Below are 12670 nucleotides of genomic sequence, written 5' to 3' on the forward strand. Positions count from 1 at the left end.
GCCGTACGTGGCCTGTGACCTGTGGCTGGTCCCCCTCGTCGATGTGCTGTGCCACAGCCCCGACAATCCCTTCGCCGAAGAGATCGCGTCGTACGACAAGGCCCTCACCGAGGCGGGCCTGCCGACCGTCCCCGTCTTCGCCTACATGCCGGGCCTGTCGGGCGATGTCGCGCCGGTGGCCGGCTTCGACTACGACGCGCTGCACTTCCTGCGGCGCGCGTACCTCCTCCAGCTCTGCGGCCTGGAGGTGACGCCGGTCGACGCCCTCGGCGGCGACTACGAGCAGCTCCTGGAGATGTTCGAGTCGACGGCCCAGCAGTCGCACCTGGTCTGGCACTACGACCACGCGGGCGCGTACGTGCCCGTGGACTACGCGGCGCCCCTGTCCAACGAGGAACTCCTCGCGGGCGGCGGCCCGCTGGGCTCCACGCAGGGCCTGCTGCGGGAGCTGGAGTTCGTCGCCCCCTCGATCGGCATCGACCCGGCGAACCCGCCCTCGGCGCCCCGCCCGCCCGAGCGTCCGACCACCCTGGAGGAGCCGGCCGACGCTCTTCCGTACGACGAGAATCCCTTCGCCCGCGAACGCCACGTCTGGCTGGGCCTGCACGCGGCGGCGACCCGGAGCCTCGGCCAAGGCTCCATGATCATCTTCAGCTGACCGCGGCCGTGCCCCACCGGCCCGGCGCGCCACCGCCTCAGCGGGGCGACTCGGGTGGCCGCTGCCGAGGCATGCTCGGCCGTGCTCCCGGATGCGGCGGATACCGTCCGGACGGCGACGCGCCGCCGTCCGGACGGGCCGAACCCGGCCCGCCCGCCGACTGCATCACCAGCGGCGCGGGCCCCGCCCGGAACTCGACCATCCAGTCCGCCGTCTCCGACCGCACCAGCTCCGAGATGTCCTCCGAGAACCGCCGGAGGATGCCCAGGCAGCGCTCGGCCGCCTCGCTGGCCGTGCCCTCGGTGGGCCCGAGCATCTCCCGTACGCTCTCCGACGCCCAGTCGAACTGGAGCGCCTGCAGCCGCCGCTGCACCGCCTGCGCCGCGGCCACGTCCCGCATCCAGCCCGACGTGAGCCCGAAGTACCGGTCGCAGGCCAGGCACGCGGCCCCCAGCAGCAGCGGCAGGTAGCCCCAGCCCGCGGCGCCGTCCACCGCCCCCGCCAGGTCGACGAGCGGCAGCGCGGCCCCGACGATCACGCCGCCGGCCGTGCCCGCGCGCAGGACGCGGGCAGCGCGGCGCTTGCGGGCCCGGTCGGCGAGGTACCAGTCGGCGGTGTGCAGCGCGCCCGCCTCGACCCAGCGGTAGAGCTCGTCGAGACGCTCCGCCGGCTCGCCCCAGTCGCCGAGCGGAAACGGCCTCCCGGTCAGATCGTCCTCGTCCGGCGACTGCTCGGTCGCACCCCCGCCCTCCTTCCGGGCGGGCCCCTCGGGCTGCATCTCCGGCTGGCTCACCGGGCACTCCTCTGCGCTTGCGCTCTGAACGTGACATTGCGAGTACTGGTGCGACGTGGTGCGACGTGCTGTGACGCAGTGCATACGCATGCCCTTCCTACCGCCGAATGGTGGGCCGTGGGGCCGCAGTCCCGGCATTTACGGCCACAAGCGCGCCGTGGTCAGGTAGAGGCGGCCGTAGGTCTCACTCGAAAGAGTCGCTCCGTACGCCGTGGGCGCGGCGCCCGGCGAACACGTAGGCTCGGCATACCGAAACAATCGTCGTCGAAGTGCCAGGAGTGACCGTGATTCCCGGTGGTGGCCAGCCCAACATGCAGCAGCTGCTTCAGCAGGCCCAGAAGATGCAGCAGGACCTCGCCAAGGCGCAGGAGGAACTCGCCAGGACCGACGTCGACGGCCAGGCCGGCGGCGGCCTGGTGAAGGCGACCGTCAACGGCTCCGGCGAGCTCCGCGGACTGGTGATCGACCCGAAGGCGGTCGACCCGGAGGACACCGAGACGCTCGCGGACCTGATCGTCGCCGCCGTCCAGGCCGCGAACGAGAACGCGCAGCAGCTCCAGCAGGAGAAGCTCGGCCCGCTCGCCCAGGGGCTCGGCGGCATGCCGGGGCTGCCCTTCTAAGGCGGCCCCGCAGCAACTACCGTACGTACCAGGCAGGACCGGCAGGGCAAGGAAGGCAATCCGTTGTACGAAGGCGTGGTCCAGGACCTCATCGACGAGTTGGGCAGGCTGCCCGGCGTCGGTCCCAAGAGCGCGCAGCGGATCGCCTTCCACATCCTCCAGGCCGAGCCGACCGATGTACGCCGCCTCGCCCATGCCCTCCTGGAGGTCAAGGACAAGGTCCGCTTCTGCGCGGTGTGCGGCAACGTCGCGCAGGAGGAGCAGTGCGGGATCTGCCGTGACCCGCGCCGCGACCTGGCGGTCATCTGCGTCGTCGAAGAGCCCAAGGATGTCGTCGCGGTCGAGCGGACACGGGAGTTCCGTGGCCGCTACCACGTGCTCGGCGGGGCCATCAGCCCCATCGAGGGCGTCGGCCCCGACGACCTGCGGATCCGCGAGCTGCTCGCGCGCCTCGCGGACGGTGCCGTCACCGAACTGATCCTGGCCACTGATCCGAACCTCGAGGGCGAGGCCACCGCCACGTACCTCGCCCGGATGATCAAGCCGATGGGTCTGCGGGTGACACGCCTGGCCAGTGGACTCCCCGTCGGGGGAGATCTTGAGTACGCCGACGAGGTCACGCTGGGCCGTGCCTTCGAGGGGAGACGATTGCTCGATGTCTGACGCCAACGCAAAGCTGCTGCACGCGGTCGCGCAGGATCCGGACGATTTCGCGGTCCAGATCGCCGACCAGATCGAGAGCTTCATCGTCGCCGTCACGGAAGTGGCCAAGGGGGACGAGCCGGACAGCGCCGTCCCGTTCCTGCTCCTGGAGGTCTCCCAGCTGCTCCTCGCGGGAGGCAGGCTCGGCGCGCACGAGGACATCATTCCCGACGAGCGCTACGAGCCGGACCTCGGCGCGGAGCCCGACCCGGACGACCTGCGGCAACGTTTCGCCGTCATGCTCGACCCCATCGACGTGTACTCCGAGGTGTTCGACCCGTACGAGCCGCGCAAGGCGCCCGTCCCCTGCCGCATCTCGGACGACCTGGCCGACGTCATCACGGACCTGCGCCACGGCCTGGCCCACTACCGGGCGGGCCGCACCACCGAAGCGCTGTGGTGGTGGCAGTTCTCGTACTTCTCCAACTGGGGCTCCACCGCCTCGGCCTGCCTGCGCGCCCTCCAGTCCCTGGTGGCGCACGTCCGCCTCGACCAGCCGCTCCAGGAGCTGGACGGCCTCGACACGGACGAGGACCTCGGCGAGGAGGACCTGGAGGCGGAGGCCGGCAGGGTCATGGCCGAGGAACTGGCGGGCCCGCTGGGCCTGCGCACGGCCACCTGAGCGGCCCGCGCCCCGAGCCGGCCAGGTGCTCCCGGCCGGCTCGGGGACCGGGCCCGAGCGCGGTCTAGTTCTTCGACAGGGCCCGCGTCACCCCGGCGAGCACGGCGGTGGTCAGCACCCAGCCGATCGCCACGAAGGCGTACGCCAGCCACTGGGCGTCCCCGCCCGCCCAGTGCCAGGCGCCGCGCTGCCCGAGGCCGCCGACGGGGATCAGCAGGTCGAGCGAGTACACGAAGGCGTTGAACGGCGGCCCTTCGCCGGGCTTGACGGGCGTCGGCGTCAGCCCGCGGAACACCAGCGTGCCCAGGGTGGTGAGCGCGGCGAGCCACACCCCCGCCAGCCACGGCCGGTAGCCGTAGCCCACGGTGACGTCCAGCAGGCCGCCCCACACGCGTCCCACCACGCTCGTCGCCGTCCGGCGGCGGTGGCGCTGCTTGTGCAGCAGGACGCGGCGGGCGTGGTCGTCGTGGCCTATGCGCCGGTAGTACGACGCGAGCTGCTCGTACGGCTGGGGCGTGTAGTCGCGGTCCCGCTGGAACCACAGCAGCCGCTGCGCCGGTGCGACGCCGCCGGGCATCGCGTCCTCGTCGTCGAACCGCACGGAGTCGTACACGAAGCCGTCGAGCCGCAGGACCGGCGGCCAGGTGCGCCGGTCGTCGACGACACCCGCGGCGCGGGCGTTGCGCAGGTCCACCCGGCCGCCCGGCGGGGCGGCGAAACGCAGGTCGAGGTCGGCCGTCCGCATGCCGACGCAGACCAGCGAAGTGTTCTCCCCGGCCAGGTCCGCCCCCTCGAACGACAGCAGGTCCGCGACCTGGGCGCCGCGCAGCCGGACCTTGCCGTCGGCGGTGAATCCGCGCGAGAGCCGCACCGTGCTGACGGCCATGCTGTCCCCGCTGAGCGCCACGCCCTCCGGGTTCTCCAGCCGCGCGCCCCGCAGGAACAGGCCGCCGTTCAGCTGCGCCCCCGGCAGCTGCACCGCGCCCCGCGCGTGGAACCCGTTCTCGCCGTACAGCGCTCCGTCCAGCACCATGCCGCCGCCGGACAGCGCGATGCCGCCGGGCGCCGAGAGGGTCGCCCCGGTCAGCAGCAGCTCACCGCTCACGTGCGCGTGGATGAGCTGGACGGCTAACCGGTCGGCGCTCCCCTCCACGACGGAGCCGCGCAGCGTCAGCCGGCCGCCGATGCGGGCGCTGGGCGCCCGGAAGCCGGGCAGCCGGCTGTCCACGATGCCCACGGCCAGGGTGGAGGCCGCTTCGAGGCTGATGTCCTCCTCCAGCACGCACTCCCTGAGGCGGAACAGGTGCCGGATCTCCGCCCCGTCGAGCACGATCCGGCCCGTGATCCGCGCGCCGGTGAGCCGGAGGGCGGGCACGGCTCCGGACGGCTCGGCGTTCTGGCCGAGCAGCAGGGCGACGACCACGGCCGCCCGGACCGTGCGCTCCTCGCCGCCGCGCAGGTCGGCCTCCCGCCCCTCGGGGAAGGCGTCCCACAACTGGCGCTCGGGCGGGGTCAGTTCCTCGTATGACAGCACGGGTGCAGGGTACGGGCGGGCGGACGCGGACAGCGCTCGTACGGTCACCGCGGTACGCCGCGAGCGGGTCGCCACCCGGCGGCGGTCGTGTGAGCCGGGACACCTTTCGCGTACCCCTGCCCGTCGCCGGGCAGGGGTCCCCGTCGAGCGGGCAGGACCTGCCGACGTGACCGGATCATGAGCGGGACATCTCACGATGTGGTATCGCGTGGGCAGGCCCCGTCCGCTCGGTAAACTGAGCCGACCGCAGTAATGACTAACGAGGAGCGCACGTGGGCCTTGTCGTGCAGAAGTACGGAGGCTCCTCCGTTGCCGATGCCGAAGGCATCAAGCGGGTCGCCAAGCGAATCGTCGATGCCAAGAAGAACGGCCACCAGGTCGTTGTCGTGGTGTCGGCGATGGGCGACACGACGGACGAGTTGATCGATCTCGCCGAGCAGGTATCCCCGATCCCTGCCGGCCGTGAATTCGACATGCTGCTGACCGCGGGTGAGCGGATCTCCATGGCGCTGCTGGCCATGGCGATCAAGAACCTGGGCCACGAGGCCCAGTCGTTCACGGGCAGCCAGGCGGGTGTCATCACCGACTCGGTCCACAACAAAGCGCGCATCATCGATGTCACGCCGGGCCGTATCCGCACCGCCCTCGACGAGGGCAACATCGCCATCGTCGCCGGGTTCCAGGGTGTGTCCCAGGACAAGAAGGACATCACCACCCTCGGCCGGGGCGGGTCGGACACGACCGCGGTCGCCCTCGCGGCGGCGCTGGACGCCGAGGTCTGTGAGATCTACACCGATGTGGACGGTGTCTTCACCGCCGACCCTCGGGTCGTGAAGAAGGCCCGGAAGATCGACTGGATCTCCTTCGAGGACATGCTGGAGCTCGCAGCCTCCGGCTCCAAGGTGCTGCTGCACCGGTGCGTCGAGTACGCACGCCGATACAACATCCCGATCCACGTGCGGTCGTCCTTCTCGGGACTGCGCGGCACCTGGGTCAGCAACGAGCCGCAAGGGGACCAGCAGGTGGAGCACGCCATCATCTCCGGAGTCGCCCACGACGTCTCCGAAGCCAAGGTCACCGTCGTCGGTGTGCCGGACAAGCCGGGCGAGGCCGCGGCGATCTTCCGGGCCGTCGCGGACGCCGAGATCAACATCGACATGGTCGTGCAGAACGTCTCGGCCGCGTCGACCGGTCTGACCGACATCTCCTTCACCCTTCCCAAGACCGAGGGCCGCAAGGCCATCGACGCGCTGGAGAAGACGAAGACCGCCGTCGGGTACGACTCCCTCAGGTACGACGACCAGATCGGCAAGATCTCGCTGGTCGGCGCCGGCATGAAGACGAACCCGGGCGTCACGGCGGGCTTCTTCGAGGCGCTGGCCGACGCGGGCGTGAACATCGAGCTGATCTCGACCTCCGAGATCCGCATCTCGGTCGTGACCCGCGCCGACGACGTCAACGAGGCCGTGCGCGCCGTGCACTCGGCCTTCGGCCTCGACAGCGACTCCGACGAGGCGGTCGTCTACGGCGGCACCGGAAGGTGACGCACCAGTGACGGGCAAGCCGACGCTCGCGGTCGTCGGAGCGACCGGAGCCGTCGGCGCCGTCATGCTCCAGATCCTGTCCCAGCACGCCGATGTCTGGGGCGAGATCAGACTCCTCGCGTCCCCGCGCTCGGCCGGCCGCAAGCTGGTCGTGCGCGGGGTGGAGACCGAGGTCCTGGCGCTGTCGGAGGAGGCCCTGGCGGGCGTCGACGTCGCGATGTTCGACGTACCCGACGACGTGGCCGCCCACTGGGCGCCGATCGCCGCCGCCCAGGGCGCGGTGGTGGTGGACAACTCCGCGGCCTTCCGCATGGACCCGGACGTTCCGCTGGTCGTCCCCGAGGTCAACCCGCATGCCGTACGGGTCCGCCCGCGCTCCATCGTGGCGAGCCCGAACTGCACCACGCTGTCGATGATCGTGGCCGTGGGCGCGCTGCACGCCGAGTTCGGCCTGGCCGGCCTCGTCGTCTCCTCGTACCAGGCGGTGAGCGGTGAGGGCCGCGCCGGCGTCGACACGCTGCGCACCCAGCTCTCCCTGGTCGCCGGTACGGAACTGGGGACGAACCCGGGCGACGTGCGGCGGGCCGTCGGCGAGGACACCGGCCCCTTCGCCGCGCCGATCGCGCTCAACGTGGTGCCGTGGGCCGGGTCGCTCGCCGACGACGGCTGGTCCTCGGAGGAGCTGAAGGTACGCGCCGAGTCGCGCAAGATCCTCGACCGGCCCGGACTGCCGGTCTCGGTCACGTGCGTACGGGTCCCCGTGCTCACGACCCACTCGCTCGCCGTGCACGCGCGGTTCGAGAACGAGGTGTCGGTCGAGCGGGCGCACGAGATCCTGGCGACCGCGCCGGGTGTGGTGCTGTTCGACAACCCGGCGGCGGGCGAGTTCCCGACACCGGCCGACGTGGTGGGGACGGACCCGACGTGGGTGGGGCGGGTGCGGCGGTCGCTGGACGACCCCACGGCGCTCGAGCTGTTCGTGTGCGGCGACAATCTCCGCAAGGGCGCCGCGCTCAACACCGCGCAGATCGCCGAGTTGGTGGCCGCGGAATTCGGGACGGCGTGAAGCGGAGTACTGCGTAGAATCTGTGACGCTCTGTGAGTAAGTCGAAGTCTGGACTACTTGAACCGGGGCGTCGTTCTGTTCGATCATTCGCTCCCCGCCCCTGCTGCAACCGCAGTCGGGAGGGGAGCGTCTTTGCGGTCGTCCCGGCAAAGGTCGCGACACATGGGGCATTCAGGAGGGGGAGTACGCATGCGGGCGTTTACTGCCGCGTCAAAAGCGGTGCGTCGCGCGTACAACCCTGACGGGGGGAAGAGTGTCCAACAGGCGTGGCAGAGGTTCTCGACATCACAGTGGTCCCGGTTCGCGGCGCGGCAGTGCGCCCTCTCCGCCGACCCCGCACGCCCGGCGGCATGCCGGTGATCGCTCCCATGCCGACGGCGCGGTCCGCGCGCATACCGTCCCCGCGCGAGGGCGTTGAAGACGCCATGACCGCGGGCACCACAGTTGACCACCTGACCGAAACCTATCGAGCCCACTACCGCTCGCTGCTGGGCCTGGCGGCGCTGCTGCTCGACGACACGGCCTCGTGTGAGGACGTCGTGCAGGAAGCGTTCATACGGGTGCACTCCGCGCGCAACCGCGTCCGCGACCCCCAGAAGACCCTGGCCTACCTGCGCCAGACGGTGGTCAACCTCTCCCGCTCGGCGCTGCGGCGCCGCATCCTCGGGCTGAAGCTGCTGTCGAAGCCGATGCCGGACATGGCGAGCGCGGAGGAGGGGGCGTACGACCAGCTGGAGCGCGACGCGCTGATCAAGGCGATGCGCGGACTCCAGCGGCGCCAGCGCGAGGTGCTGGTCCTGCGGTACTTCGCGGACATGACCGAGGCCCAGTGCGCCGAGACGCTGGGCATATCCCTGGGCTCGGTGAAGGCGTACGGCTCACGCGGCATAGCGGCGTTGCGCGTCGCCATGGAGGCCTCGGCATGAGCGGCAAGCAAGAGCGGCACGGGCCGGACGGGCCGTTGAACGACCTGACTGGAAAAGCGATTGTGAACGACGGGCCGAACAAGCGCGAGAACCGCGACGAGCCGGAAGCGGAGCCGACCGTCGAGCCGGACACCGAGCCGACCGACGAACAGAGCGCGGAGCCGGACATCGAACAGAGCGACGAAACGGCGGGGCCGGAAGCGGCGGGTCCCGAACCGGACGCCGAGACCCCGGACGCGGCCTCGATCTCGGACGCCATCCTCAAGTCGATGCCGGCCGCGGATTCGGCCCCGGACTCGGACGCGACCCCGAAGTCGGACCCCGGCACCGACTCGGACCTCGACGACTTCGGTACGGACGAGCTGGCCCTGCGCCGGATGCTGCGTGGCGCCGTCGAGGAGCTGGAGCCGTCGCGGAACGCCCTGGACCACCTGCGCAAGGCGGTACCCGCCCGGCGCGCCAGGCGACGCCAGGCCGTCGTCGGCATGGCGGCCGCCGCGCTGTTCGTGGGCATGGCGGTCCCCGCCTTCGTCCATGTGGCGAACACCGCCGACTCGTCCGACGCGCGTCCCTCGATAGCGGGCCACGGCCAGGACACGCACGGTGGCACCGGCTGGCAGAAGGGCAACGAGGGCGGCAAGAAGGAGGCGGAGAAGCCTTCCGACAAGTCGACCTCGAAGAGCGACAAGGAAAAGAAGGAAGACAAGAAGAAGAATCCCAGGAAGGGTTCTTCGGGGACCGGAACGGGAGCCGGCACCGGCACCGGGGGCGGTGACGCCGGCGAGGCGCCTGGCAGCGTGTCCGCTTCCGTGCCGACGTGCGGCGCGAGCCAGCTCGCCACCTTCGCCGCCTACGTGAACGCGCCGGACGCCGAGGGCAAGGTGTACGGCAAGTTCCAGATCTCCAACGCCTCCCAGATGGCGTGCACGATCGCCGGCAGCGGATCGGTGGGCGTCCAGGCGATGGGCGCGGCCGACCCGGCGCGCGTCAACGTCGTCGACCACACCTCGGGCGACGCGGCGTACGGCCTGCCGGACCCGTCCCTGGAGACGACCGGCCTGCTGCTGGAGCCCGGTATGAGGTACGAGGTGCAGTTCGCCTGGGTGCCGACGGAGACCTGCCCGACCACCGGTACGCCGCCCGACCCCACGCCCACCCAGGACCCCGGCCCCGGCCCGACCGGCGGCGGCACGGGAAGCGGTGACGGCGGCAGCGGCGCCGCGACCGGGGGCGGCGGCGACGCGGAGCAGACCGGCACGGAGCCGCAGCTCGGCTCGGAGGACGGCGGCACGGCGGACGGCAGCGTCGTGGTGAGCCACACCCCGGCGGCGGGCGGGCCGACACCGGTGGCGACGATCACGAACGCCTGCGCGGGGACGGTCTACCGCACGGGCGTGCTGGCGGCGTCGTAACGACGGAGCGGCGGGCAAGCGGGGCGGGCATGGCCGAAGGCGGCGCCCGCCCCGCTCCCGTACGACGTCAGCCGCGCGCCCCGGACCCGGAGTCCGTACTGGCCGCGGAGGCGGAGGCGGGGACGGCGGCCGGACCGGAGGCGGCGGCCACCGGCTCGCCCTCCTCCTGGATCCCGAGGGCGAGGTCCCGGGCGGCTTCCGCCTCGCGGCGCATGAGACGGAACCACATGAACAGCACGAAGCCGGCGAAGACGAACCACTCACCGGTGTAGCCGAGGTTCTGGAACGCCTTGAGGTCGAGGCCGCTGCCCTGCGGGGCCACCGCCGGGACGGGCAGCATGCCGGAATCGCTTTGGGTGAGCGTGATCCAGGCGTCGTACACGTCGTACGGAACGAGATTGACGAGCGAGGCGGCGCTGATCATCCCCAGCTGCCCCTTCGGCAGCCCGCCACCCGCGTGCACACCGTCGGTACCCGGGTTCTCCGACGCCTGGAGCGCGCCGGTCACGGTGACTTCGCCCGAGGGCGCGGCGGGGGCCCCGGCCCCGGCGGGCAGCCAGCCGCGGACGACGGGCAGTGCCTTGCCGCCGTCCGTACGCAGCAGGGTCAGCACGTACGCACCGCGCCGGCCGTCGACCTCCCGCCCGGGCACGACGAACTGCTCGGCGTAACGCCCGGTCGCGGTGGCCGGGCGCCCGGAGGTCTCCTTGTCGACGGGCAGCAGCCTGTCGAGCGGTACGGCGGCCTGCCTGCCGGGGTCGGGCTTCTCCTCGGCGGCCTGGTGGGTCTCGACGCGGTCTTCGAACCGCCCGAGCTGCCAGGACCCCATGAAGACGCAGAAGGGAATGGCCAGCACGACGAAGAGGTGGATCCCCCACCAGCGGGGCGTCAGCAGGAACCGGTACACCCCACCAAGGTACGGGCCCACCCGCCGGCACACCCAGTCCGGGGTCGAGCCACGCCTACCCGAGGTACCGCGCGGCGAAGTCGATCTCCAGCCGGACCTGCTTGATCCGCTCCTCCACCACCAGCGACCCGTGCCCCGCGTCGTACCGGTACACCTCGTACGTCGCCCCCCGCGCCTCCAGCCGGTCCACGTAGTTCTCGACCTGGCGGATCGGGCAGCGCGGATCGTTGACGCCCGCCGAGATGTACACCGGCGCCTTCACCGCGTCGACGTACGTCAGCGGCGACGAGGCCGCGAAGCGCTCCGGCACCTCCTCCGGCGTACCGCCGAACAGGGTGCGGTCCAGCGCCTTCAGGGCCTCCATCTCGTCGTGGTACGCCGTCACGTAGTCGGCGACCGGCACCGCCGCCAGCCCCACCGCCCAGGCGTCCGGCTGCGTGCCGAGCCCGAGCAGCGTCAGGTACCCGCCCCACGAACCGCCCGCCAGCACCAGCTTCGCCGGATCCGCGAGCCCGGACGAGACGGCCCATTCCCGCACCGCCGCGATGTCCTCCAGCTCGATCAGCCCGACCCGGTGCTTGAGCGCGTCCGTCCACTCGCGCCCGTACCCGGTCGAACCCCGGTAGTTGACCCGCACGACCGCGTAACCGTGGTCCACCCACGCCGCCGGCCCGGCCGCGAACGCGTCGCTGTCGTGCCAGGTCGGACCGCCGTGGATCTCGAAGACCGTCGGGAACGGCCCCTCACCCACGGCGGGCCTCTGCACGAGCGCGTGGATCCGCCCGCCCGGGCCCTCCACCCACACGTCCTCGACCGGCACCGAGCCGGGCGCCTTCATCCCCGGCGGATCGAGCACCACGCGCCCCGACGTCGACCGCACCACCGGCGGTTCGGCGGCCGAGGACCACAGGAACTCCACCGTCCCGTCCGGCCGGGCCGTGGCCCCGGACACCGTCCCGGCCGGCGTCGGCACCGCCGCGAGCTGCCGGGTGGCGAAGTCGTACCGCCACAGCTCGCTGCGGGCCTCGAAGCTGTGCGCGACGAGCAGCGCGGAGCCGTCGGGGCACCACTCGGCCGCCACGTCACCCGGCAGCTCGATCCCGAGCTCCGTCTCCTCGCCCGACGCGACGTCCCACACCATCGGCTCCCAGCGGCCGCGCCGCTGGTGCCGGACGAGCAGCCGGGTGTCGCCGTGGACCGGTGCGAAGCCCAGCACCTCCAGCCCCAGCTCGGCCTCCCCGCCACGGGTGTCGTCCAGCTCGGCCACGGACGTGCCGTCCAGCCGCGTCACCCGCAGCGCGGAGTGCAGGGCGTCGCCGTGCTCGGTGTGCTCGATCGCGACCAGCGTCCCGTCGTACGACAGATCCCCCACCCCGGCCGACTCCCGGTGCCGGTAGATCTCCACGGGCTCGGCGCCCGGTCGTACGACGTGCACCGTGGACCCGTCCTCGTCGGTCGAGCGCCCGACGACCGCCGTCCCGTCCCGCCCGAGCGCGAGCCCGGCGGGATACGACGCCTCCAGGCCAGGAGCGGCGGGCTGGTCCTCACCCCCGGCGAACGGCTGCCGCATCCAGACGCCGAACTCGTCCCCGTCCGTGTCGCTGAACCACCAGATCGACTCGCCGTCGGGCGTCAGCACCCCGTCGGTGGTGCCGTTCGGCCGGTCGGTGGCCTGCCGCTGCGCCCCGGTCGCCCGGTCCCACGCGTACAGCTCGTAGGTCCCCGTGGCGTTCGAGACGAACAGCGCCCGCTCCGGCGCCTCCTCGGCCCAGTCGGGCAGCGAAACCCGGGGAGCCCTGAAGCGCTTCTCCCAGTCGGGCATGTCCACGTCCTGCACGTCCCCGGTCTTCTCAGTCATCCCCCTATTCTGCTCCGCCCCAGTGACA

The 12670-nt window shown here is 72.0% G+C and carries 12 protein-coding genes; 8 read left to right on the forward strand and 4 right to left on the reverse strand.

Annotated elements, in window-relative coordinates; genetic code table 11:
- Positions 1-7 precede the first annotated feature (7 nt).
- Positions 8-658 (forward strand): putative DNA-mimic protein, encoded by a 651-nt coding sequence (locus IE185_RS25870; RefSeq protein WP_138896390.1) that lies wholly within the window; start codon positions 8-10, stop codon positions 656-658.
- A 37-nt stretch (positions 659-695) separates the two neighbouring features.
- Here IE185_RS25870 and IE185_RS25875 read toward each other — a convergent pair whose 3' ends face one another.
- The gene (locus tag IE185_RS25875; RefSeq protein ID WP_138896382.1) at positions 696-1451 is read right to left on the reverse strand and encodes an SLATT domain-containing protein; all 756 of its coding nucleotides are present in this window, start codon (positions 1449-1451) and stop codon (positions 696-698) included.
- Between the two features lie 284 nt (positions 1452-1735).
- Between IE185_RS25875 and IE185_RS25880 the strand changes: the two genes are divergently transcribed.
- The 3 genes from IE185_RS25880 (at position 1736) to IE185_RS25890 (ending at position 3395) form a co-directional block, all read left to right on the forward strand.
- Positions 1736-2071, forward strand: coding sequence for a YbaB/EbfC family nucleoid-associated protein (locus IE185_RS25880; RefSeq protein ID WP_138896391.1), 336 nt, complete (start codon positions 1736-1738; stop codon positions 2069-2071).
- A 63-nt stretch (positions 2072-2134) separates the two neighbouring features.
- The gene (gene recR, locus IE185_RS25885) at positions 2135-2734 is read left to right on the forward strand and encodes a recombination mediator RecR (RefSeq protein WP_138896383.1); all 600 of its coding nucleotides are present in this window, start codon (positions 2135-2137) and stop codon (positions 2732-2734) included.
- The gene (locus IE185_RS25890; protein WP_138896384.1) at positions 2727-3395 is read left to right on the forward strand and encodes a DUF5063 domain-containing protein; all 669 of its coding nucleotides are present in this window, start codon (positions 2727-2729) and stop codon (positions 3393-3395) included. Before recR ends, IE185_RS25890 begins: the two co-directional genes overlap by 8 nt.
- A gap of 64 nt (positions 3396-3459) precedes the next feature.
- On the opposite strand, the gene IE185_RS25895 is transcribed toward IE185_RS25890, so the two are convergent.
- Positions 3460-4929, reverse strand: a complete 1470-nt coding sequence (locus tag IE185_RS25895; RefSeq protein ID WP_138896385.1) for an oxidoreductase — start codon at positions 4927-4929, stop codon at positions 3460-3462.
- Positions 4930-5201: 272 nt separating this feature from the next.
- Here IE185_RS25895 and IE185_RS25900 point away from each other — a divergent pair, with 272 nt between their 5' ends.
- The 4 genes from IE185_RS25900 to IE185_RS25915 all read left to right on the forward strand — a co-directional run bounded on the left by IE185_RS25900 (position 5202) and on the right by IE185_RS25915 (position 9877).
- Positions 5202-6473, forward strand: coding sequence for an aspartate kinase (locus IE185_RS25900; RefSeq protein WP_138896386.1), 1272 nt, complete (start codon positions 5202-5204; stop codon positions 6471-6473).
- Positions 6474-6480: 7 nt separating this feature from the next.
- Positions 6481-7539: an aspartate-semialdehyde dehydrogenase gene (locus IE185_RS25905; RefSeq protein WP_138896387.1), complete on the forward strand. Its 1059-nt coding sequence runs from the start codon at positions 6481-6483 to the stop codon at positions 7537-7539.
- A 266-nt stretch (positions 7540-7805) separates the two neighbouring features.
- A complete protein-coding gene (locus IE185_RS25910; RefSeq protein ID WP_138896388.1) occupies positions 7806-8465 on the forward strand; it encodes a SigE family RNA polymerase sigma factor in 660 nt (219 codons plus the stop codon).
- Positions 8462-9877, forward strand: a complete 1416-nt coding sequence (locus IE185_RS25915) for a hypothetical protein (protein WP_189716097.1) — start codon at positions 8462-8464, stop codon at positions 9875-9877. The genes IE185_RS25910 and IE185_RS25915 overlap by 4 nt, the downstream gene beginning before the upstream one ends.
- Positions 9878-9944: 67 nt before the next feature.
- Here the strand turns inward: IE185_RS25915 and IE185_RS25920 are convergent, their stop codons facing one another.
- Complete coding sequence (locus IE185_RS25920) at positions 9945-10784, reverse strand: SURF1 family protein (protein ID WP_138897953.1); 840 nt, start codon at positions 10782-10784, stop codon at positions 9945-9947.
- Between the two features lie 55 nt (positions 10785-10839).
- A complete protein-coding gene (locus tag IE185_RS25925) occupies positions 10840-12642 on the reverse strand; it encodes a S9 family peptidase (RefSeq protein WP_138897952.1) in 1803 nt (600 codons plus the stop codon).
- Positions 12643-12670 lie beyond the last annotated feature (28 nt).

It is taken from the genome of Streptomyces chryseus (assembly GCF_014650755.1).
In the GTDB taxonomy this organism is placed as follows: Bacteria; Actinomycetota; Actinomycetes; order Streptomycetales; family Streptomycetaceae; genus Streptomyces; species Streptomyces chryseus.

What these genes read in the sequence shown, in the direction of transcription:
- IE185_RS25890 (WP_138896384.1), top strand. Translation starts at nt 2,727, where the DNA reads ATGTCTGACGCCAACGCAAAGCTGCTGCACGCGGTCGCGCAGGATCCG.
- IE185_RS25915 (WP_189716097.1), top strand. Translation starts at nt 8,462, where the DNA reads ATGAGCGGCAAGCAAGAGCGGCACGGGCCGGACGGGCCGTTGAACGAC.
- IE185_RS25925 (WP_138897952.1), bottom strand. Translation starts at nt 12,642, where the DNA reads ATGACTGAGAAGACCGGGGACGTGCAGGACGTGGACATGCCCGACTGG.